We start from the raw sequence: 22,975 nt of genomic DNA on the forward strand, positions 1-22,975 counted from the left end.
CGGCGCGGGCCGCCTGCGCGCGACGGGGTACGGGTTGCGCCGGCGGCCGGTGCGGCGGGCCACCTTCGTGAACCGGCGACCGCGATGACGCCGCCGCCCGCGGGATCGACAATGCGCCACTTTGAACCTGCGGGCAGTGCCGACCGGATTATTTTTTAAAGACCGCGCCACGTTCGGCCGGTATGATCGCTGCGCTCGCGAACGACGCGATCGGCCGGTGCTTGCCGTACGACGCGGCAGCGTCATCGCGAGCACGACAATCACGACATCATCGGGCGGCCCTCCGGCGACATACGGTCCGCCGATCCGGCAGAACGGGCCAACCCAGCACGACGGAGTATCGACACGATGTGGACGGAGACAGGAGCGCGGCGGCGCGCGCGGGCGATCGCGGCCGGCGGGGCATTGTGCGTGGCCGCCGCGGGCGGCGCGCACGCGCAGGCATCGGCGCCGGGCGCGGCGGCGGCGGCCGTGCTGCCGGCCATCGACGTGCGAGGGCCGACGGACGCTTCGTCCGTCGGGCTCGTCGGGCGGCGCACCGCCACCGGCACGAAGACCGACACGCCGATCGACGAGATTCCGCAAACGATCAACTTCGTGACCGCGCAACAGATCGACATGACCGGCGCGGCCGACCTGAACCAGGCGTTGCGCTACGTGCCGGGTTTCGCGACGTTCGGCGCCGACAGCCGCACCGACTGGTATGCGGCATTGCGCGGCTTCACGCCGACGCTGTACGTCGACGGGCTGCCGGCGCCGGACACGGCCGTGATCGCGAACTGGCGGGTCGATCCGTACACGATCGACTCGATCGCGGTGCTGCGCGGGCCGACGTCGGTGCTGTACGGCGCGGGCGAGCCGGGCGCGATCGTCGATGCGCACACGAAGCTGGCCAACGGCGAGCGCGTGCGCGAAGCCGGCGTGCAGATCGGCAACGATGCGCGCAAGCAGGCCATGCTCGACGTCGGCGACAGGCTCGACCCGGACGGCAAGTATGCGTACCGGTTCGTCGGCGTCGCGCGCGACGGCAATGCGGTGACCGGCCCGAACGGCGACCGGCGCGTCGCGCTCGCGCCGTCGTTCCGGTGGCGGCCGAACGCCGACACGTCGCTGACGTTCTCAGCGACGTTTCTGCAGGATAGCGGCGACATCTCGTCGAACTTCCTGCCCGCGTCGGGCACGGTGCTGCCGAACCCGAACGGCCGCCTGTCGCAGGACCTCTACATGGGCGACCCGTCGTTCAACGACTATCGCAAGAAGCAATGGTCGCTCGGCTATGCGCTGGAACACCGCGTGAACGCGATCTGGACGCTGCATCAGGATGTGCGCTGGTCGCATCTGTCGCTCGACGACGCGACGGTGTTCGGCAACGGCCTCGGGCCGCGCAGCACGACGAACATGATGCGTTTCGCGGGGCTGTTCCAGCTCAACTACAGCCGGCTCGACGTCGACAATCACGCGCAGGCGCACTTCGGCACGGGGCCGCTCGAACACACGCTGCTGTTCGGCGTGCAATTCGACCGGCAGACGACGACCAACAGCGTATGGCTCGCGCTCGCCCCGTCGCTCGACCTGTATCACCCCGTCTATCGGCCCGTGACGGCCGCGATCTTCGCCGGGCCGACGTCGCTCGGCCACGTCGATCAGTACACGGCGATGAACTCGGTTGGCGTGTACGCGCAGGACCAGATCCGCTGGCGGCGCTGGACGCTGACGCTCGGCGGCCGCGAGGATTTCGTGAATGCGCGCTTCGACGACCGCACCGCGGGCACGCATGCCCAGCAGGACGTCAGCGCGTTCTCCGGGCGCGTCGGGCTCACCTATCGCGGCGACGCCGGGTTGTCGCCGTACGTCAGCTATTCGACGTCGTTCGATCCGGTCATCGGCGTGCGGATGTTCGGCGGCGGCCTGCCGAAGCCGACGCGCGGTGCACAGACGGAGGCCGGGCTGCGCTGGGAGCCGCCCGGCCGGAACCTGATGCTGAATGCGGCCGTGTATCAGATCGACCAGACCAACGTCGTGACGCCGACGCCGGTGAATCTCGACGCGAGCGCCACGACGTCGGTGCAGACCGGCAAGATACGCTCGCGCGGCATCGAGCTGAGCGCGGTCGGCAAGGTGACGCGCGAGTTGTCGATCGTCGCGTCGTATGCGTATCAGGACGTCAAGAACGTGCAGGCGAACGACGCGTCGCTGAACCACTGGCCGGTGTCCGTGCCGCTGCCGCGGCAGATGGCGTCGATGTGGGCCGACTGGACCTGGCGCACGGGCGCGCTGGCGGGCCTCGGCGTCGGCGGCGGCGTGCGCTACCAGAGCGCGTCGGCCGGCGCGCCCGACAATTCGCTGACGGTGCCGAGCGCGACGCTTTACGACCTCGCGATCCATTACGACCTGCCGCGCTGGCGTTTCGCGGTGAACGTCGCGAACCTGTTCGACCGGCGCTACGTGAGCGGCTGCCAGTCGTATGCCGTATGCGTGTTCGGCAACGAGCGGACCGTGCTGGCCAGCGCGAAATACAACTGGTAGGCGTGACCGTGCCGCATCGGGCCTACGCGCGGCGTTGCGGCTGCCGGGTAGCGGCGCGCGCGCCCGTATCGCGCTGGCGCCGCCATTCCGTTGGCGTGATGCCGAACCGTTCGCGGAACGCGGTCGCGAAATTGGCCGGCGTGGAAAAGCCGATTTCCTTCGCGATGCTGGCGATGCTGAGCGTGGTCGAATCCAGCAGATCCTGCGCGATGCGCAGCCGTTCGTAGCGCAGATATTCGAACACCGTCTGGCCGAGATTGTCGCGAAACGCACGCGACAGGCGCTTCTCGTGCGTGCCGACCGCGCGCGCCAGTTCCTCCACCGTCGGCGGATCGTTCAGCCGGCGCGACAGGTGGCGAATGGCCGCGCGCACGATGATGTCGTCGTCCTTGCCGCCGGCGAACGGGTTTTCCGCCGGTTCAGGGTCGGCCGGCCGTTCGCGTCGCGTCCGCGAGAGCTGCACGCGAATCCGCGCGATCACTTCCGCCGGCTCGAACGGCTTCACCACGTAGTCGACGCCGCCGATCTCGAGCCCCTCGAGCCGCTCGTGCAATGCGCCGGCCACGGTCAGGAAGATGACGGGGATCGCGTACGTCAGCGGATCGGCGGCCAGCAGGCGGCACGCGGTGAAGCCGTCCATGCGCGGCATGCGCACGTCCATCAGGATCAGGTCGGGCCTCAGCGCCTGCGCGCGCTGGCACGCCTGCGCGCCGTCGAATGCGATGCTGATCCGGCATCCCGTGCTGCGCAGGATGTCGGTCAGCAACCGGAGCTGGTCGGGTTGATCGTCGACGATCAGGATATGCGCGTCGCTCAATGCGGAGATCGATGAAGGCATCGTGCACCTGTGGTGAAAAGGCGGTTGGCTGCGTTTCCGCGGGTGGCCTGCCCGGTGCGGAGGAAACGTCGGAGCCCGCTCTGTGGCGATGCACCCGTCGCATCGCACGCTCGCATCGATTCCGGCACGGGCGGACCCGCGCGGCACGCAACCGTTCGACGTATCGCGCGGCGTTCGCTGTCTGGATCGCCGAGTCGGTCGGGACGCGAGGGATTGCCGTGCTCGCGTCGAGGATGGCCGCGGCTGCCGGAATCGGTGCGAGCGGAATTGTAGGAGCATATTTCGAATCCGGCCAGCCATGGCGGCGCTATTCTCGCAATTCCTCCTTTTCGATTATCGAAAATGGCGGTTTTCGACAGGAAACATGAAGCGTCGATGCGCGTCGAGCCTCGTGGTTTACGCGTATTTTTCGTCGCGAATGCGCACCTGCGGCCGGCTTGCCGATTGTCGCTTTCAGAAAAAATATCATTTCAATCCGCTTGGGCAAAGTATTTATCCGCCCGATAAAAGATCTGGATTAATTGCATTGTCGCGAAATCGTTTGCGGAATGGGTGTATTTATCGTAACTCATTGAATGTTTTGAATTTTACAATCTATAAAGAATGCCGCCTTTAATAATTCAGGCTCGTGTCTCATAATTCGTCCGAACTTTGAATGACGGTTGGAGCAGGGCAGCGCAAGCGGTGACGGACGTTGCCCGACCCGGGGGGGGGGCTGCGCATCGATTGATGACGGTCCAGGCAAGTGCTCGCCGCACGGCAATGAAACTCCGGTTTCCGGAGATGAAATAAAAGAAGCGGGGTAGGTCGCGGTCGGCGCGGCAAAAAAATCGGAGATGTCACGACGGCGGATTGAATCTCGGGATTCAGTCGGGGAAAAGCTCGTCCACAATAATCAATATGTATTCCTGATGAAGTTGTCGAATTAACGGAACGGAACATCGATCCGGCGTCATGCCCGGGGCCCTCGAACGCCCTGCCGAAACGGGTGCTCGATACGCATCGTGTCGACATGGCCAGCCCGGCGGCGGAATCCGTTTCAGAACCGAAGTCGCAATCGAAGTCGAAGCTGTCAATAAAAGTAAGTAGTCCGTATTCAAACCAGACGCTACACAACGGAGCAGAAGACCATGAAGAGGAAGCAGATTTCGGCGCTCGCCGCCGCGATGTTCACCGGCGCGGGTGTGCTGATCGCCGGCGCCGCCCACGCGGACAATTTCGTCGACCGCGGCAACCCGGACAACGCGCTGAACGGCCAGTGCATCGACGGCACCAACCCGCTGTGCGTGGCGACGAAGAACGGCAGCTACGTGGCCGTCAGCACCACCAACGTGACGCAAGGCACCAACGCGAAGGCCGGCGCCAGCGGCATCGCGATCGGCGACCAGTCGAACGCGGGCAGCAAGGGCAGCAGCGGCAGCGGCGGCGCGATCGCGATCGGGGTCGGCTCGCAGGCGCTGGCGAACTCGGCCACCGCGATCGGCACGGTGGCGGTGGCACAAGGCAATACGTCGCTGGCGGTCGGCCGCCAGTCGGCGGCGGTGGGCGATTTCTCGATGGCGCTCGGCAACGTCGCCGATGCGCACGGCACGAGCTCGATCGCGCTGGGCCACTCGGCGCTCGCGAGCGGCGACCGCTCGGTCGCGATCGGCGGTGCGAATCCGACGTCGAGCGACGGCGTATCGGCCGGCGCATCGTACGACGCGGCCACGCAGACGCGCGCCGGCGGCACGCAGTCGGTGGCGATCGGCGCCGGCGCGCAGACGAACGACAACAACCAGGTGGCGATCGGCTCGGGCAGCATCGGCGCGAACAACGGCGGCACGCCGGTGTTCGGCGGCACGGCCGCGCCGGTCGGCGGCGCGGTCTCGTTCGGCGCGCTCGGCAGCGAACGCCAGCTCAAGAACGTCGCGGCGGGCGCGGCCGATACCGACGCCGTCAACGTCCAGCAACTGAAGAACTTGAACACTACGCTGAGCACGGGCATCGGCAACGTCGACGCACGCGTGACGTCGGTCGGCAATGCGCTGTCGACCACGATCTCCAACGTCGACCAGCGCGTGACCAGCGTCGGCAACAGCTTGAGCACGAGCATCGTCACGGCGACGCAGAACGTCGTCAAATACACCGACGACTCGCATGCGGCGATCGCGCTCGACGGCGCCACCGGCACGACGATCGGCGGCGTGGCCGCCGGCGTCGCCGATACCGATGCGGTCAACGTCGGGCAGTTGAAGGGCGGCATCGCGCCGCTGCAGACGTCTCTTTCGACCGCGGCGTCGAACATCACGAACCTGCAGAACAGCGTGACCGGCATCAACGGATCGCTGAGCACGGCGGCCTCGAACATCGCCGGCCTGCAGGCGGCCGATACGCGCAACGTGAAGTACGACGGCGCGAGCGGCTTCGACTCGGTGACGTTCGCCGGCCCCGACGGCACCACGCTGCGTAACGTCGCGGACGGCAAGGACGCGCACGATGCGGTGAACGTCGGCCAATTGAACGGCGGCCTCGCGTCGCTGAGCACGAGCGTGACGAACAACCTGAGCACGACGCTCGGCAACCTGAGCACGTCGATCGCGAGCCAGATCGGCAACGCGACGAAGAACGCGGTGCAGTACGACGATGATGCGCACGGCGGCGTCACGCTCGGCGGCACGGGTGCAACGGCGCCGGTCGGCCTGCACAACGTGGCGGACGGCGTGGCCGCGAACGACGCGGTGAACGCGGGCCAGCTCGGCAAGGCGACCGACGCGCTGAACCAGTCGATCACGGCGGTCGGCAACCAGGTGACGACGAATACCGGCAACATCGCGGCGCTCCAGCAGGACGCGCTGCAGTGGAACCCGGCCCTCGGCGCGTACGATGCGAGCCACGGCGGCCACGGCCCGCAACTGATCAGCAACGTCGCGGCCGGCAAGAGCGGCACCGATGCCGTCAACGTCGATCAGCTGACCGCGGCGATTCACGACGGGACGAGTCAGCTCGACGCGCTCGCGGTGAAGTACGACGATGCGAGCAAGCAGCAGGTGTCGCTCGGCGCGGGCAACGGCGGCAGCCCGGTGCGCGTGACCAACGTCGCGCAAGGCAACGTGGCGGCCGGCAGCACCGATGCGGTGAACGGCGCGCAACTGCGTCGCACGACCGACGGCGTGGCGGCCGCGCTCGGCGGCGGCGCGACGGCGAACGCGGACGGTTCGATCGGCGCACCGGACTACAGGATCGGCGGCAACGCGTTCAACAACGTCGGCGACGCGCTGACGAACCTCGACGGCCGTGTCGGCAGCAACACGACGACGCTCGCGAATCACGAAACGCGCCTCGGCAATGCCGAAACGAACATCGCGGGCAACACGGCCGCGATCGCCGGGCTGCAACAGGATGCACTGCAATTCGACCCGACGCTCGGCGCGTTCAACGCCGCGCGCGGCGGTGCGCCGACGAAGCTGACGAACGTGGCCGACGGCAACCTCGCCGCGGGCAGCACGGACGCGATCAACGGCGGGCAGTTGTCGGGCGTGAAGACCGCGCTCGAACAGCAAATCACGAACGTGTCGAACCAGGCCGGCGAAGCGGTGAAGAACGTCGTCAAGTACGACGTCGACCCGAGCGGCAACCGGCTGAATTCGGTGTCGCTCGTCGGCGGCGATGCCACGTCGGCGGTCGTGCTGAAGAACGTCGCGGCGGGCACCAGCGATACCGACGCGGTGAACGTGAAGCAGTTGAAGGACGTGCAGTCGAACCTGAACCAGCTCGGCGCGCTCGCGGTGCAGTACGACGACAGCTCGAAGAGCACGATCACGCTCGGCGGCGCGGGCGGCACGCGCATCACGAACGTGCAGGCCGGCACGTTCGGCGCGACCAGCACCGACGCGGTGAACGGCTCGCAGCTCTACGCGACCAACCAGCAGGTGGCGAAGAACACCACCGACATCTCGAACCTGCAAGGAAGCGTGACCAACATCGCGAACGGCAAGGCCGGCCTCGTGCAGCAGCAGGATCCGAACGGCGCGATCACGGTCGGCAAGGACGCGGGCGGCACGAGCGTGAACTTCTCGGGCACGGCGGGCGACCGCGTGCTGACCGGTGTCGCGGCGGGCGTGAACGACAACGACGCGGTCAACGTAGGCCAGTTCAACAACGCGCTGAAGAACGTGGCGGCCAACGACCGAATCCGCGCGGTCGCGACCGATGCGAATACCACGTGGATCGCACGTGCCGACGCGGGCGCGATCGGCTCGACGGCGACGGCAACCGGCAAGAACGCGGTGGCGGTCGGCCAGGGTTCGGTCGCCGATCGCGACAACTCGTTCTCGGTCGGCGCGAAGGGCAGCGAGCGCCAGATCACGAACGTCGCGGCCGGCACGGCGCCGACCGATGCGGTGAACGTGCAGCAACTGAACGACAATCTCGCGACGGCGTCGACGCAGGCGAAGGGGTATACCGACCAGCGCATCGGGCAGGTGTACAACGCGTTCAACGACCTGAAGAAGGACATGTACGGCGGCGTCGCGTCGGCGATGGCGGTGGCCGGCTTGCCGCAGCCGACCGGCGCGGGGCGCTCGATGGTGTCGGCGGCGACGTCGAACTATCACGGCCAGCAGGGCTTCGCGGCCGGCTACTCGTACGTGACGGAGAGCAACCGCTGGGTCGTCAAGGCATCGGTGACGGGCAACACGCGGTCGGACTTCGGCGCGGTGGTCGGCGCGGGTTATCAGTTCTGATGCGGCTTGCATCGCATTGAGCGATGCGCGGTGCGGGCAACGCATGCGACGCCCGGCATCCGCTGTCGATCCGCGGCCCGGGATTCGTTCGCGAATCCCGGGCCGTCGTCGTTCGTCGCCGCCGGCCGATCGCGCATTTCGCACCGACGATGCCGTCGCGAATGCGAGCAGCGCCTTCCGCCGTGTTCGTCGCCATCCCGTAACGCCCGGCCCCGCAAGGGTTTCGCGCGCCCGCGGCGGAACGTCCAATGCGAGTTGTGGAATGCGAGCTTGCGCTCGTATTCTGAAGTCCTCGGGCGGCACGGCATGGGGCCTGCGCCCATCACTGCATCGGAGCACGCGACAATGACCGACACCACACAGACGATGAAGCTCAACCACCTGAGCTTTCCCTCCGCCGACACGCTGGCGACGGCCCGATTCTTCGAGCGATACCTCGGCTTCACGATCGCGGGAAGCTGGGACAAATCCTGGATCCTCAAGCGCCCGGGCTTCGACGTCGTGATCGATCACGTCGGCGACGGCGTGCCCGCGTGGCCGACCAATTTCCACGTCGGCTTCGAGCTGCCGAGCCTCGATGCCGTGCAAGCGCTGTTCGCGCGCTTCAAGGAAGAGGGCGTCGCGATGGAGACGGACGTCTTCAACAACGGGCGCGGCTCGCGCTTTTTTTGCCGCGCGCCGGGCGGCGTGATGTTCGAACTGAACACGCGAGCGGATGCGGCGCCGGAATATCAGGGCACCTTCGACGACTGACGCGACGCGGTTGCGGCCGCGCATGGGCGTGACCACGGGCCGAAGGTGAAGCCGCGCGGTATGCCCGATGCGCGACGGCCGCCACGCGGCCGTCGTCGCTCGTCGCTCGTTGCGATGCGTCGCGCCGTCAGCGCGGCTGAAAGCGGATCCATGGCGTCGAGTTGTTGGTCGGATAGACCACCCACCAGTGCGCGTACACGTCGACCCGCAGCTCGTTGGCCAGCGCCTGCGCGAAACCGAAGCGGCCAGCCATCCCCGCGAAGCAGGTGACGAGCTTGATCGGCCTGCCCGACGCCGCGGGAAAGTTCGTATCGGCCGCGCCGTAGCCCTGCGCGCGCAGGAACCGCGCCAGCGTGGACGCGGAGATCGGCCGGTTGATCTGCACGCCGTTGTTGCCCGTCCACTCGACCATCGCGCTGCGCGAGATGCCATGCGTCGCCACGACGTCGACGTCGAGGTTGCCGATCCGGGTGAGATTCTGCGCGAACTGCTGTCGCTGCAGATCGGTGGTGAACGCATCCCACGTGCGTTTCACGCTGGTCGTGACCGGATCGTTCGGCATCAGGATCCGCACCTTCCCGACCAGGCCGCTCTGGCCGGGCTCGCTCGGCAGGCCGGGCGTGTTCGGCGGCGGATAGTTCGGGATTTCGCCGGCGTTCTCCAGCGGCGTCGGGTTGACGCCGAGCGATTCCTTGCCGGTGAAGAACGTGAGGTGCGCGCCCGCCGCCATCAGCCCGGCGCCGCCGCCCGCCACCGCGCCGATCGCGATGTTCAGCGCGGTCGCGCGGCTGAAGAACGGCTGCCCGGTCATGCCTGCCGTCACGCCGGCCCCGGCCGCCCCGCCGGCCACGCCGCCCGCGATGCCGGAGACGAGCGACACCGACAGCGTGGTGGCCACCTTGCCCGCGCTCAAGCCGAGCGCCGCGCGCGCGGTCAGGGCGCCGGCGCCGCCGCCGGCCAGCGCACCGGCCGCGCCCGCCGCCGCGCCGGCCAGCGCGTCGATGCCGAACTGCTTCCAGCTGATCTGGTCGCCGGTGGCCATGCTCATGAGGTCGCCGGCCATCGACCCGACCGCGCCGGCCACCACGCCCACCAGGATCGCCGCGCCGATGCCGGTGCCGAGCAGCACCACGCCGGCCACGCCCACCACCAGCGTGACCAGCGCGCCGACGATGATGCCCCACACGTTCATGCCGCTCGGATCGGTGAAGACGAGCGGGTTGTTGCCGACATAGACGTACGGCGACGGCGTTTCCAGCATCGGATCGACGCTGAGGTAACGGCCGTATCCGGGGTGGTAGAAGCGCGCGTTGCAGTCATAGAAACCGGAATCCGCGTCGTAGTTGTGGCCGGTAAACAGCCGCGGCCACGCAAGCGGCGCGGCCACGAGCACGGTGGGCTGGCCGTATACGTCGTACTGCCACGCGCCGACGGTCTCGCCGCTCGCGTCGAGCAGCACGCGCACGCTGCCGAGATGGTCGAGCAGCCCGAAGTAGAAGCGCCCGTCGTGCCATGCCACCTGGACGTCGAGCGCGGCGATGAAGCGGGTCGGCTCGCTCGCGCCGTTTGCCGTATCGATCACGACTTCGCCGTCGGGCATCGACATCTGGAAGCGCTGCGTGGTCGCGCCGCCGCTCGTGCGGGTCAGCGCCGCGCGATTGCCGTCCGCGTCGCGCAGGATCGACAGCGACACGCCCGGATTGGCGTAGCTGACGGGGCGCCCGGTGCCGGCGTCATAGCCGATCTGCCAGCGCGCCGCACCGGCGCCGTCGCTCGCGCCGATGATCCCGCCCGCATGGTCGTAAGCGAACGTGGTGGTGTCTTGCGCGGCCGTGTAGCCGGTCAGTCGGTTGGTGCCGGCCGCATACGTGTAACCGGCCGAATCGGCGCCGCGCGTGTGCCGCTCGAAGTTGCCGTTCAGGTCGATGTCCCAGCGTTGCGCGTCTGTGCCGGCACCGAACGCGGTCAACTGGCCGAGCGAATCCATGGTGGTGCAGGCCGGCCCGAGCGACCCGCCGGGCACGTCCGCCGTGACGGTCTGACTCGCGACTTCGCCGTTGTAGTAGCCGCCGCCCTGACAGGCGCCGGTGTCGTAGCCGAGCGTTTCCCGGAGCACCGCCCCCGCATCGCTGAGGGTGGGCCAGCCGGGCGGCGTGTACGCGAAGCGCCGGGACAACATCGCCGAACCGTTGCCGTCGGGCAGCAGCCGGGTGAGCGCCGGCTTGCCGTTCGGCTCGTACTCGTGCGCGATCAGCACGGTCGTCGTGCCGCCGGTGTCGGCCGCGACCTCGAGCACGCGGCCGAGCGCATCGTAACGGCGCAGGCTGACGAGCCCCGTGGCCGAATCCGTGCTCGACAGCAGGTTGCCGCCGGCTGACCACGTATTCGCGATGACGCAGTCGCCCGCGGGCATCCCGGCGAATTGCCGGCGCCGCGCGAGCACGCGCCCGGCCCGGTCGTACGCGACCGTCTCGGTCAAGGCGGCCAGCCCGGCGTTGCCCTGGTTGACTTCGACCTTCCAGAGCCGGCCGACGAGATGGTCGTCCTGCGTCGCATCCGAGCCGTCGCCGTCGTAGTGGCGGCGCACGCTCCAGGTGGGCGGCGACGGCGGCCAGTCGGGGTCGTCGGCATGCTGCTGAAGCTGCGTGCGATCCCACGCGACGGCGAAGGTGCCTTCCTCGATCACGCGGCTCAGCGTGTCGTATTTGCGATAGGCGACGTAGCCGCCGTTCAACGCATTGCCGTCGGCGAGGAAGCGCATCAGCCCGGCGCTGCTGTAGACGATCTGCGTGGTGCCGCTGTCGGGGTCGGTCGAGCTGAGCCGATGCCCGGCGAAATCGTATTCGGCGGTGCTGCTGCCGGCCGGCACGGTTTTCGTGCCGGCGCCGCCCGCCGCGTACGACGCGGGCGGCACCGACGCGACGGTGCGGCCCTGCGCGTCGTGGATCTGGCTCATGCGCCAGTCGAGGCTGTCGTCGGTGGCCGAGTTCTGCACCACGCGGCCGATCAGGTGCTCGGCCGTGTCCGACCAGGTTTGCGTGAGCGCGCCGTTGGGATCGACGTCCACCGTCAGGTGATATTCGCCGAGCGGCAACGGGTACGCGAAGCGCCCCGCATCGGTATTGACGCCGTAGCCGCGCGTCGCGTAATGCGTGTTGCCGGGCCGGATCGCATAGTCGTAGCCGGGCTGGCCGAACGCCACCGGCCGGCCGAGCGGCGCGTTTTCGTACGCGGTGCGCGAGAACGGATAGCCGCCGGCATCGGGGTGCCAGGCGGCCAGCGCGCCTTCGAGCGGCGCGCCTTCCCAGAGGCTGCCGCCGGCGCCGCCGTTGGTCACCAGGCCGTCCTGGTAGACGAACAGCGCCTGGGCGCCGGACACCGTGACGCGGCTCGTGAGCGCCTGGATCGCGCTGTTGCCGCGCTCGTCGTACACGCCGGTGTCGAGCACGGCGCTATCGACCGATTCGAGCTTGAGCGTCTGCAGGCTGCGCGCGAGGCCGTCCCGGTACTCGACGCTCAGGCCGACGTCCTCGGCCACGGCCAGCGCCGAGAAGCTGCCGGGCGCCGTCATGCCGAGCTGCAGGCCGAACGGGGCGGCGATCGCGGCGTTCGCATATTCGAACACCTTGCGCCCGTCGGCGAAGAACAGCACGCGGCCCGTCACGGCCACCAGCAGCCATTCCCGTGCGGCCGGCGCGCCGCTGTCGGATTGCAGCAGCACCGCGTTCGCGCCGTCGAGCCGCCACAGACGCCAGCCCTGCGCCGGGCTGAAGCCGACGAACCACGTGCCGGTGCCGAGCACCGCGTCGCCGAGCGTGGCGCGATCGACCAGCACGCGTGCGGCGATGCTCGTCGCCGCGAAACCGGTGCGTTCGAGCCGCGCGCCGAGCGGCCCGCCGGCCTCGCCGTGATAGCTGAGCAGGCCGCCGCCCGCGGTCCAGTCGGCCGCATTGCCCGACGCGGCCGTGTAGAACGCCAGCGCGCCGTTGCAGAAGCCGTCGTACACGCCGGTTCCCTGGCCGGTGACGTTGATCGCCGCGTTCGGCGTGGCGCGCGGAAACGGGGCGGCCGGGCCGATCGTCGTGTCCTGCGCGGCGAACCAGGTCATGCTGATCAGGCTCGGGTTGTCCCAGGGGCCGACCGTCACGGACGGCTCGGCGAACGGGTTGTAGAGCGTGCGCGAGCGCACGCCGTTCGGCGCGGTGGTGCCGAGCGTGCGCAGCCGTGCGCCGTCGTAGGCGATCGACTGGAACTGGCAGTCGAGCGGCGTGAAGAACACGTCGTCGAGCCGCAGCCACGCCGCGCCGCCCGCCGGCAGTTCCGCCTGAATGCCGAGCGTGACGGTGGCGTTCGCGCCGAGGCCCAGCGACGACGGATCGACGGTCCATTGCTGCGGTTGCCACTGGCCGGCGGTGGGCGCGAGGCGCCGGCTCACCTGCGCGCCGCCCGGCGCGGTGAGCGTCAGCGTCACGGCGAAGTCGCGCGCGGTCGCGCCGGGCGGGCTCTTGAACCAGAGGCCGAACAACTGCCGCGCGCGGCCGTCGGTCAACGTCACGGCGCGGGTGAGCGTCGCCGACGCGGTGATCTGCAGGCACGCGGTGCCGCTGGCCGCGTCGTCGCGATAGACGGCCGCGCCGGCCGGCAGGCTCCAGGTCGGCCGCTGGTAATCCTCGAAACTGTCGTACGCATTGCCGCTGGCCGAATTGACGAAGCCCGCGATCCGAAAACGCCCCGCGTCGTCGAACAGCGAAGCCATCGGTCGGCCGGTGACGTCGTGCGACAGCAGCACGTTGCCTTCGCCGTCGCGGGTGTCGATACGCTCTTGCAGCAGCCAGCCCGCGCCGGGCTGACCGCCGTTCCACGCGGCGAACGGCGGCGCATCCGCGTCGACCGCGACCCAGCTGTCGGCTTCCGCCAGATAGGTGGTGCCGTCGTCGCGGGCCCAACTGCGGAAGGTCTGCGCTTTCGCGGCCTGCAACAGCCAGCCGCCGTCCGCCTGCACCCGCGTCGACGCACTGGCCACCGGCGCGAGAATGTGCGCGCTCCACATCGCCGGGTAGACCTCGAAACCGAACAGCGACGTGCGCTGCGTGACGTTGAGCTCGCCCCGGCTGTCGTAGTAGGCGGTCTGCACCGTGGCCGGATAGCCCGAGGCCGCGTTGTACGCATAGGTCATGGTGCGCTCGACGCCCTGCAGGCTCTCGATCGACGTCGCGATCTGCGGCACGGCGTCGTAGAGATTGCGCAGCGCGGTGCCGTTCGCGTCGCTCGCGACCTGGTCGGTGTAGGTCCAGTCGCTGGTGGTGGACGACAGCAGCGTGCCGTCGCGGTCGTACACCGAGGTCGACAACAGCAGGCCGGCCGCGAGCGAATACGCGTCGTCGACGGGCGCGGCCGTACCGCATGCGCCGGCACGGACGCGGCAATCGTCCGGCAACTGCAGCGTGCGCGCGGGCAGGCCGTTGTAGAAATGGCTCGTGGTCCAGCCGTAGCGCTGTGCCTGCGGCGTCTCGCACGCCTGGTATTCGGACACCGTCGAGAATTGCACGATGCTGCCCGACGGATCGGTGTTGGCCGACACGTCCGCGTACGCATAGCAGCGCAGCATCGTGTCGTAGCCGCTGTCCATCGCCAGCGCGGTCACGACGAAGGCCGCGAGCGGCGCATGCAGCGAGTGATTCGCATAGCGGTGCAGCGTGACGTGGGTCGATGCGTCGATCTCGTTGCCCGACGGGAAGGTCACGAAGCCCGACGGAATCGCCGGCAGCTTGCCCGAGATGGCCGTCTCGTACTGCAGCGTGCTGTTGAGCAGGCGGAACATCTGCTGCCCGGGGAACCGCTCGACCACCGGCTCGCCCTGCGCGTCCCGCAGCAGCCCGCCGTTGCTGAAGAAGCGCACCTGCGTGTCGAGCGGCGCGCCGTCGGCGTCGAGCGTCATGAACGCGAGGAAATCCGGCGCCTGGTTGATGACGGTCGTGCTGTCGAAGCGATCGACGGTGATTTCGCCCAGCCGGAATCCGGCGAGCGGGTTCCACGCGGGCCAGACCGAACGGCCGTAGAGGTCGCGGTTCTGCGACAGGAATTCGCCGGCCAGCGTCGGGAAGCCCTGCGTCTGGCGATCCGCGGGCGCCGGATCCTCGTCCTGCAGCACCTGGGTGACCCAGGGCGTGTCGGCATCGGGATCGAAACTGTCGAGCGCGGAGTAGAGCGCCGACGTCGTGTTCTCCGTCTTCAGCACGCCGAGCGGGTCCCACGCGTACCAGTAGAACTGGCGGTTCGCGTCGCTGCCGGGCGGGTACTGGATGCCCGCGAAGTGGTAGGACCAGCTCACGCCGTCGAACACCAGCACGTTCGGGCCCGAGCCGATCAGGCTGTTGCCGGTGATCACGGGGCCGAGCGTCTGCATGAACGCGGGCGACAGGTTCGTGAAGCCCGGGCCGTCGAATACGTCGGGCAGCGGGCGCAACGCGAGGTTGCCGTAGTCGTCGTCCCACGCGGGCACCGCCAGGCGGTAGTCGAAGGCCTTCACCACGCCGCCCGACGACGCATAGCGGTCGATCCACGCGGCTGCCGCGAAGCCCTGGCCCATCGACAGCTGGAAATACGACGTGGCGCCGACGGCCGGAATCGTGATCGCGTCGGTGTCCAGCGTGCTGCCGAGCCGCCACGCGAGCGTCGCCGCATCGCGGACCATCAGGCTGAACCGGCCGCGCGCCGTGTCCTCGTCATAGCAGAACACCAGATAGTGATTCGTGGCCGCCGCCACGTACGATTGCGTATTGATGCTGCCGGACGGGCAGCACGTGCCGCTCGCGAGCGCGGGCGCGACGTCCCAGCCGCGCGTCTGCCAGTTCAGCGCGTAGCGGTCGACGCGGCGATCGTCGTTGTCGACCACGACGAAGAAGTCGGCGCCGTTGGCGATTCGCAACTGGCTGCTGGCGTAGCGGTACGGCGTGGGCGCGCCGGGCTCGCCCGCGAAACGCCAGTCCGCGTTCGCGACCGGCCGGCGCGACGCGAGATAGAGCGTCGATTGCGTGTCGTCGAGGCTCGCCAGCACGAGCACGAAGCTGTCGGCGCTGGTCGTGGCCACCGTCCGGTCGAGATCGAGCGCGCCGTCGAAGCGCTGCCAGTCCGTCCAGGCCGGAATCCAGCGGCCCAGCCACGTGTAGACGTTCACCAGCAGCGCGTTCTCGCTGGCCTCGTACCACGCGACGACCACGTAGTCGGCGCCGTACCAGATGCGCGGCGCGCCCGGCCGGCTCGCGCCGAACGGATTGTCGACGGTGAGATTGCGCGAGCCCGGATCGACGTTCTCGTCCGCGCCCACGTCGATCTCGGCGTACGTGTAGCGCAGCACGCCGCCGGTGGGCAGCGTCATCGACGTCATCGCGCCCGGGTTCGGCGCGCCGCCGGCATCGAAGTTGTAGTCGAACGTGATGCCGGGGCGGGCCGCGCCGCCGCTGAACGTGTCCGTCACGCTTTTCAGATAGCGTTTGTAGCAGGCGCCGGTGGCGAGCGGATTGGCGGCGTCGCGCGGCGCGAGAAGGGTCAGGTCGTACCAGTCGAAATCGAGGCGGGTCTGCTGCGCGCCCGAGCCGTCGATCACGTCGACGTGGTCGAGATAGCGCGTCTCGTAACGGTCCTGCCACGCGTTCGGCTGGCCGCCCGGCACCTGGGTCGGGTCGCCGTGCGCGGCCAGGTATTCCTTCGGCGCGTCGAGCGAGCGGGTGTCGTAGGTCATCGGCTGCCACGCGAACCGGCACGACCAGCCGAGATCGTTTTCCATGCTCGCGATCTGGCATTCGCGCGTGTAGGTCAACGTGCCGTCGCCGACCGCCTGCTCGATCGTGCTGTACGAAAATTCGATCCAGTGCCCGAGCGTGTTGCGCAACTGCGCGAGATTCCACGCCACCGCATAGCGCTGCTGGTTTTCCGCGCGGCGGCTCGGGCCGACCCAGTTGCCCCAGCGGATGCCCCACTGGATCAGGTTGCGCGCGGCGGCGGCCGCATCCGAGCCGCCGTAGGTGGCGACCGTGCCGTCCGGGCGGACGACTTCCCAACTGTCCCAGGCCGGGTAGTGCGTGATCTGCCAGAACTGGTAGGGCGCCGTTTCATAGGACTGGCCGTCGGTGGTCACGGCGATCGTGCCGTCCGCTTGCCGGCGCAGCAGATGGGAGCGGCGCAGCGGCGCATCGTCGAGGCGCCACTCGCCGGGGCGGCCGGTGGGCGACACACGCGCGTCGCCCGACGGGCGCCAGCCGTGTCGCTCCAGCGCGGACGCGAGTGCCGCCGGCACGCGATCGCTCGCGAACGGCGCCGCGCTCGCGGCGTCGTCGAACGCGTCGGCGGCCAGCGTGCCGCGGCCCCACGCCGTGGGGATCGGCACGAGCTGCATCGCCTGGCCCTGGCTCATCAGGTAGTACTGCACGTCGAGCGGGCTGCCCGTGCCCTGCGTTTCCGCGACGATGCGCTCGAGCGGCATGCTCCAGCCCACGCCGAGCGCGCCGCTCGGGTTCGTGAGGTTCCATTGCGAGACCTGGTCGGCGACGTTGCTCTGGTACAGCAGGGTCAGGTCGAACGCCAGCCCGCCACGCGCCGGCAGCGTCAGCAGCTTGAGCGGGAAGGCGAGATTGCCGCGGAACAGGTTCACGGCGGAACCGAAGCTGCCGGCGTCGAACTGGAGCACGCCCAGGGCGGGAATGTCGGCCTGCTGGCTGGCGCTGGTGGACATGGCGACTCCTCGAGAAAATGGTCCCCGGCCCGAACGCCGGGCGGAGGACCACGAAAGGCACGACCGCAAACCGGGCAATGGAAACGACGCCGCCGCCCATCGCGGCGGCGCGGCGGCGAACCCCGCTTATTGCGCCCAGGCAATCACCGACGCGATCAGCGAGCAACTGCTCGGATTGAGCTCGTTGCTGCTGTTGTCGATCAACTGGAGCGAGCCCGTGATGGTCACCGTCGGCGAATTGTTCTGCGTCTGCACCTGCACGCTCGCGCCTACCGTGCGCAGGTGGTGGTCGGTGTTGCCGAACGAGACCGAGTAGCTGGCCACCGACGCGCCGGCCGCAATCACGTTGGTCGGGAAGCTGTAGGTGGCCTGGGCCGTGATGACGCCCGAATCGGACGGCTTGGCGTCGCTCAGGGGAATCGAGATGTTCTGCACGTAGACGGACGGCATGAAAGACTCCTGTCGATCGGTAAGGTGGGGAAGACACGCTGCGCGCCGGATGACGCGCACGGGCCGTGCGACTGCCGATTGCCAACTGCCGCGGCGCGGCGGCCCGTCCCGCGCGCGGAACGCGGTTCAGGGCAGGGTGACGCCGTGAGAATCGTTCTCGCCGGTCACGCCCGACTGCGATTCGCTGTTGCGGGTCCAGAAGATGTACAGGTACTTGCGCTCGCCCGGGGCCGGATCGCCCCATTGGTTGCTGGCCGTGAATACGCGCTGGCCGTTCTGGTAGGCCGCCGCCACCTGGCTCGTGACATCGATGGTCGAGTTGTAGACCCCGTAACCGGCACTTTCGATCGTCGTGGTACTCATTTTTATTCCTTTATCAATATATGAAATATCGAAGCGACAGATTTAAGAAAATCCCGAATTGATAATGCATCGCCGGTGAAATTCGGGATCCACCGGATTTTTAAAATGGATATTCCGCGAACATACCGTCTCGCATTGAAACCCGACGCACGAGCGATGCGATCCGGGTGGACGACGCGCGTCGCGGCGCCGCCCCGGTTCTATCGGAAAACCGGCGGCAGGCCTGCGGGGTCGGATGGCTGAATGGCGGGAATCAACCGCCAGGCGGCGGTTTGGTGGTAGCGGACATGGATGTGGCCCCCGGTCGGATCAAGCCTGTTTTACTTCTCGGTCTTGCATTTCGCCGACGCGTATTGCTGCGCGCCGCTGCAAATGCAACTCTCATTCCTGTTTTTCGTCGTGCGGTTTTTCGTATTGCATCGATTGCAATGGCAGTAAATACCACGCGATTCGGCATGTCAAGGATGCGTTTATGAAAAGCGTTTGTAATCGGCGGTAATTGAATATGCCCGTTTTTTCGGCGGCTCGGCGGGCGTGGTGTGCGCGCCGTCGCCGGTCGCGCATTCTCGAACGATTCCGATGTGAAGCGGGTGCCCGAAGGGCGACGCGGGGGCTGATTCGTGCCGGTGAACGCTGGCGCCTCAATCGAGCGGCGGCACCGCGCCATCCTGCAAGGTCTTGATGAGCCGCGCACGCCGCTTTTCCAGATCGGCGATCTGACGGTCGATCGCTTCGAGGCGTTCGCGCTGAACCTCGGAGATCTGATCGCACGAACGCGCGCCCTCGATCAGCAGCATGCAGTCCGGAAAGCCGCGAATGTCGTCGAGGGTGAAACCGGTCGCGATCATGCGCTGGATCTGTCTGACCTGCGTCACCGCGTTGTCGGGGAACATGCGGTAGCCGTTGGCCGCGCGCACCGACGCGAGCAGGCCGTGCTCGTCGTAGTGCCGGATCGAGCGCACGCTCGCGCCGGTGAGCTGCGCGAGTTTGCCGATGGTCAGCAGCGGCTGCGGAGGCGGGTTTTTCATGCGGGGCAGGTTAGCACGATTCGCTTGACTCTCACATCAGTGTGAGGGTTGAGACTGTGCGTCCGTTCATGCCTGGAGGAAAAATCGTGACTACCCGAGTGCTGATCCGCTGGCTGCTGGCCGTGGTCTGGTGGGCGACGCCGTTCGCGTCGGCGTACGATGCGGCGGCCGCGCCGCTCAGCTATACCGTGACGTCGACGGACGGCGTGAAGCTGGCCGTTCAGGAAAGCGGCGACCCCGACGGCGTGCCGGTCATCCTGATTCACGGCCTGCTCGGCAGCCGCCTGAACTGGGACGCGCAGGTCGAGAGCCCCGAGCTGCGCGGATTCCGGATCATCACGTACGATCTGCGCGGCCACGGGCTGTCGGACAAGCCGTCCGGCGCGCGGCCGTATCGCGACGGAGGCCGCTGGGGCGACGATCTCGCCGCGGTGATCGACGGCGCGCATGCGCGCAAGCCCGTCGTGGTCGGCTGGTCGCTCGGCGGCGTGGTGATCTCGAACTACCTCGCCAGATACGGCGACGGAGCGATCGCGGGGGCCGTGTACGTCGACGGCGTGGTCGAACTCGCGCCGGGCCAGATCGTCGATCACCCGGACGTGTACCGTGACATGAACGCGCCGGACCTGAAAACGCATCTCGACGGCGAGCGCACGTTCGTCGGTCTGTGCTTCAACCGCCGGCCGGATGCCGCCACGTTCGAGCGGTTGCTCGCCAATGCCGCGATGGCGTCGTGGGACATGCAAAAGGCCATCCCGACGATGTCGGTATTCGCCGCGGCGGGGCTCGGCCACGCGCGCGTGCCGCTGCTCTTCATCTACGGCGGCCGCGATGCACTGGTCGATACGCCCACGACGCTGGCTCGCGCGGCCGAGCTGAATCCGCGCATCGCCAGCAAGGTGTATGCGGAGTCGGGGCACGCACCGTTCATCGAGGAAGCCGAGCGGTTCAATCGCGATCTGGCCGCGTTCGTGCGGTCGGTGTCCACGCGATGACGTCGTGTGCGGTGCGGGCCGGCGATGTCAGTCCGGCGTGGCCGGGATCCCCGCCGTGTCGCCGGCCGCGCGATCGTGAAAGCGCTGGAACGCATCGAGCAGCCGCGCGCGCAGCGCGGCCAGCGACGGATCGCGCCGATCGCGCGGCCGCGCGACGTCGACGTGGAGTTCGTCGTCGACGCGGTCCGGGTTCGGCGCGAGCATCAGCACGCGATCGCCGAGATACAGCGCCTCGTCGAGATCGTGCGTGACGACGGTCGCGGCCATCCGGCGCCGCTGGACGACATCGAGCAGCAGCGTCTGCAGGCGCATCCGCGTGATCGCGTCGACCGCGCTGAACGGCTCGTCGAGCAGCAGCAGGTCCGGCTCGCCGAACAGCCCGCGCGCGATCACGGCGCGCTGCGCCATTCCGCCCGACAACGTGGCCGGCAGTTGCCGCGCGACGCCGGCCAGACCGACTTCGTCGAGCAAGCGCGCGACGCTCGGGTCGCGTCCGCCCCGCGCACCGGCCGCGAAGCCGACGTTGTCGGCGATCGACAGCCACGGCAGCAGCCGCGGCTCCTGAAAGATCACGCCGACGCGCGCGGACGGCCCGGCGAGCGCGCTGCCGTCGAGCGTCACGCTGCCGCGGAAGTTCGCGTCGAGGCCGGCGACGATCCGCAGCAGCGTGCTCTTGCCGCAACCGCTCGGGCCGACCACGCAGACGATCTCGCGTGGCGCGACCTGCAACGCGATGTCGGCGAGGACCGTGCGATCGCCATACAGCTTGCGGGCGATCCGCCGGTCGAGCAGCGGTGCGGCGAGGCCGGCCGCCGGGCGGCCGGAAGGAGATAGCACGGCCCGCGCAACTTTATGACGCACGCCGATTAATTTATCGGTTTATATCGCTTGGGATTGCCGGGCCTGGAGAACAGAATTTCCGGTGCCGGCAAGCGACGCATTCGACGACGGCCGGAACGCATTCGTTCGACGGCCCGGGCCGCGATGCCCCTGTCGCGGCGGCCGGCATCCTGCAAACTTCGCCGCTCATTCGCCGGCCATCCGGCGACACACTAAGGAATCCGATGAGTTCGATCGACCTGAGCCCCGTTACGCCGGTTTCTTCCCCCATCCGCTCGGTCAGCGACGTCGCGCGCCTGATCAACACGGTCGACAGTTCGGTCAGCCATGCACGGATGATCGTGCTGCTGGCGCTCGGCGGCGTGTTTCTCGACGCGTACGACCTGACGACGCTGTCCTACGGCATCGACGACGTGACGCGCGAATTCGGGCTGACGCCCGCGCTGACCGGGCTCGTCGGGTCGGCGATCATGATCGGCACGATCTTCGGCAGCCTGATCGGCGGCTGGCTGACCGACCGGATCGGCCGCTACCAGGTGTTCATGGCCGACATGCTGTTCTTCGTGGTCGCGGCGATCGCGGCCGGGCTCGCGCCGAACGTCTGGGTGCTGATCGCCGCCCGCTTCGTGATGGGGCTCGGCGTCGGCATCGACCTGCCGGTCGCGATGGCGTTTCTCGCGGAATTCTCGAAGTTCAACGGCCGCGGCAACAAGGCGTCGCGGCTCGCCGCGTGGTGCCCGATGTGGTACGTCGCGTCGTCGGTGTGCTTCCTGCTGATCTTCGGCCTGTACTTCCTGCTGCCGGCCGAGCATGCGGGATGGCTGTGGCGCGCGTCGCTGATCTTCGGTGCGGTGCCGGCGCTCGTCATCATCCTGTTCCGCAACCGCTTCATGAACGAATCCCCGCTGTGGGCCGCGAATCAGGGCGATCTGGCCAACGCCGCGCGCATCCTGCGCCAGTCGTACGGCATTCACGCGCACGAAGCGCAGGACGTGCGACGCGAGCCGAGCCCGCCGCCGGTGCGGATTCGCGTGCTGTTCCAGCGCCCGTATCTCGGGCGCACGATCGTCGCCAGCGTGATGAACCTGTGCATCCCGTTCGAATACACGGCGATCGCGTTCTTCCTGCCGTCGATCCTGTCGCAATTTCTCGGCGCGGGCGTGTTCGAGACGATCGCGGCATCGCTCGCATTGAACGTGCTGTTCGCGTTCACCGGCGGCTTGCTGGGCATGCGGCTCGCGTATCGCCATGCGTCGCGCCACGTCGCGATCGCGGGGTTCGCGCTGCAAACGGTCGCGCTCGTCGCGCTGGCGCTGGCGGGCCATCCGCACGGCGCGCTGGCGGTGGGCGTCGTGCTGCTGATGCTCGGCACGTGGCTGTTCGCCGAAGGCTTCGGGCCCGGCGCGCAGATGATGATCTATCCGACGCTGTCGTATCCGGCCGCTATCCGCGGCACCGGTGTCGGCTTCGGGCGATCGCTGTGCGGCATCGGCCAGGCGCTCGCGCTGTTCGTGCTGCCGATCCTGCAAGCCCGCCTCGGCACCGACATGTTCTGGGTCGTCGCGATCAGCGCGGTCACGCCGATCGTGTTCCTGCTGATCGTGAGGTATGAACCGACGGCGCACGACGTCGACGACGAAAGCGCGGCGTAAGCGCTGACCGGGGCGCTCGCCGTTGCCCCGGAAAATACGCACGGCTTCGTCGGACTGCACGAAGCCGTTTGTGCT

11 protein-coding genes are annotated in these 22,975 nt (G+C 68.4%); 5 read left to right on the top strand and 6 right to left on the bottom strand.

The annotated features are described in order from the left end of the window. Nucleotides 1-348 precede the first annotated feature (348 nt). Nucleotides 349-2,526, top strand: a complete 2,178-nt coding sequence (locus LGN10_RS16070; protein WP_226224231.1) for a TonB-dependent siderophore receptor — start codon at nt 349-351, stop codon at nt 2,524-2,526. A gap of 22 nt (nt 2,527-2,548) precedes the next feature. Here LGN10_RS16070 and LGN10_RS16075 read toward each other — a convergent pair whose 3' ends face one another. Then, nucleotides 2,549-3,364: a response regulator gene (locus LGN10_RS16075; RefSeq protein ID WP_226224232.1), complete on the bottom strand. Its 816-nt coding sequence runs from the start codon at nt 3,362-3,364 to the stop codon at nt 2,549-2,551. Nucleotides 3,365-4,494: 1,130 nt separating this feature from the next. On the opposite strand from LGN10_RS16075, the gene LGN10_RS16080 reads away from it, so the two are divergent. Both LGN10_RS16080 and LGN10_RS16085 read left to right on the top strand, forming a co-directional pair. Next, nucleotides 4,495-8,088: a YadA family autotransporter adhesin gene (locus tag LGN10_RS16080; protein ID WP_226224233.1), complete on the top strand. Its 3,594-nt coding sequence runs from the start codon at nt 4,495-4,497 to the stop codon at nt 8,086-8,088. 345 nt (nt 8,089-8,433) lie between these two features. Next, entirely contained in the window at nt 8,434-8,841 is a 408-nt protein-coding gene (locus LGN10_RS16085; RefSeq protein ID WP_179231829.1) for a VOC family protein, read from the top strand. A gap of 127 nt (nt 8,842-8,968) precedes the next feature. Here LGN10_RS16085 and LGN10_RS16090 read toward each other — a convergent pair whose 3' ends face one another. The 4 genes from LGN10_RS16090 to LGN10_RS16105 form a co-directional block, all read right to left on the bottom strand. Next, on the bottom strand, nt 8,969-17,572 hold the full coding sequence (locus LGN10_RS16090; RefSeq protein ID WP_226224234.1) for an RHS repeat domain-containing protein: 8,604 nt from the start codon (nt 17,570-17,572) through the stop codon (nt 8,969-8,971). 126 nt (nt 17,573-17,698) lie between these two features. Beyond that, nucleotides 17,699-18,022: a hypothetical protein gene (locus LGN10_RS16095; RefSeq protein ID WP_059577704.1), complete on the bottom strand. Its 324-nt coding sequence runs from the start codon at nt 18,020-18,022 to the stop codon at nt 17,699-17,701. 126 nt (nt 18,023-18,148) lie between these two features. Beyond that, on the bottom strand, nt 18,149-18,385 hold the full coding sequence (locus LGN10_RS16100) for a hypothetical protein (protein WP_059637675.1): 237 nt from the start codon (nt 18,383-18,385) through the stop codon (nt 18,149-18,151). Between the two features lie 641 nt (nt 18,386-19,026). Then, nucleotides 19,027-19,413 (bottom strand): MerR family transcriptional regulator, encoded by a 387-nt coding sequence (locus LGN10_RS16105; RefSeq protein WP_059577708.1) that lies wholly within the window; start codon nt 19,411-19,413, stop codon nt 19,027-19,029. Between the two features lie 86 nt (nt 19,414-19,499). Between LGN10_RS16105 and LGN10_RS16110 the strand changes: the two genes are divergently transcribed. Further along, a complete protein-coding gene (locus LGN10_RS16110) occupies nt 19,500-20,408 on the top strand; it encodes an alpha/beta fold hydrolase (protein WP_226224235.1) in 909 nt (302 codons plus the stop codon). Nucleotides 20,409-20,435: 27 nt separating this feature from the next. Here the strand turns inward: LGN10_RS16110 and LGN10_RS16115 are convergent, their stop codons facing one another. Continuing rightward, complete coding sequence (locus LGN10_RS16115) at nt 20,436-21,245, bottom strand: ABC transporter ATP-binding protein (RefSeq protein WP_226224236.1); 810 nt, start codon at nt 21,243-21,245, stop codon at nt 20,436-20,438. A gap of 227 nt (nt 21,246-21,472) precedes the next feature. Between LGN10_RS16115 and LGN10_RS16120 the strand changes: the two genes are divergently transcribed. Continuing rightward, complete coding sequence (locus tag LGN10_RS16120; RefSeq protein WP_226224237.1) at nt 21,473-22,900, top strand: MFS transporter; 1,428 nt, start codon at nt 21,473-21,475, stop codon at nt 22,898-22,900. Nucleotides 22,901-22,975: the final 75 nt, after the last annotated feature.

Source organism: Burkholderia sp. AU32262 (assembly GCF_020419985.1).
GTDB classification, from domain to species: domain Bacteria; phylum Pseudomonadota; class Gammaproteobacteria; order Burkholderiales; family Burkholderiaceae; genus Burkholderia; species Burkholderia semiarida.

What these genes read in the sequence shown, in the direction of transcription:
- LGN10_RS16070 (WP_226224231.1), top strand. Translation starts at nt 349, where the DNA reads ATGTGGACGGAGACAGGAGCGCGGCGGCGCGCGCGGGCGATCGCGGCC.
- LGN10_RS16075 (WP_226224232.1), bottom strand. Translation starts at nt 3,364, where the DNA reads ATGCCTTCATCGATCTCCGCATTGAGCGACGCGCATATCCTGATCGTC.
- LGN10_RS16080 (WP_226224233.1), top strand. Translation starts at nt 4,495, where the DNA reads ATGAAGAGGAAGCAGATTTCGGCGCTCGCCGCCGCGATGTTCACCGGC.
- LGN10_RS16085 (WP_179231829.1), top strand. Translation starts at nt 8,434, where the DNA reads ATGACCGACACCACACAGACGATGAAGCTCAACCACCTGAGCTTTCCC.
- LGN10_RS16090 (WP_226224234.1), bottom strand. Translation starts at nt 17,572, where the DNA reads ATGTCCACCAGCGCCAGCCAGCAGGCCGACATTCCCGCCCTGGGCGTG.
- LGN10_RS16095 (WP_059577704.1), bottom strand. Translation starts at nt 18,022, where the DNA reads ATGCCGTCCGTCTACGTGCAGAACATCTCGATTCCCCTGAGCGACGCC.
- LGN10_RS16100 (WP_059637675.1), bottom strand. Translation starts at nt 18,385, where the DNA reads ATGAGTACCACGACGATCGAAAGTGCCGGTTACGGGGTCTACAACTCG.
- LGN10_RS16105 (WP_059577708.1), bottom strand. Translation starts at nt 19,413, where the DNA reads ATGAAAAACCCGCCTCCGCAGCCGCTGCTGACCATCGGCAAACTCGCG.
- LGN10_RS16120 (WP_226224237.1), top strand. Translation starts at nt 21,473, where the DNA reads ATGAGTTCGATCGACCTGAGCCCCGTTACGCCGGTTTCTTCCCCCATC.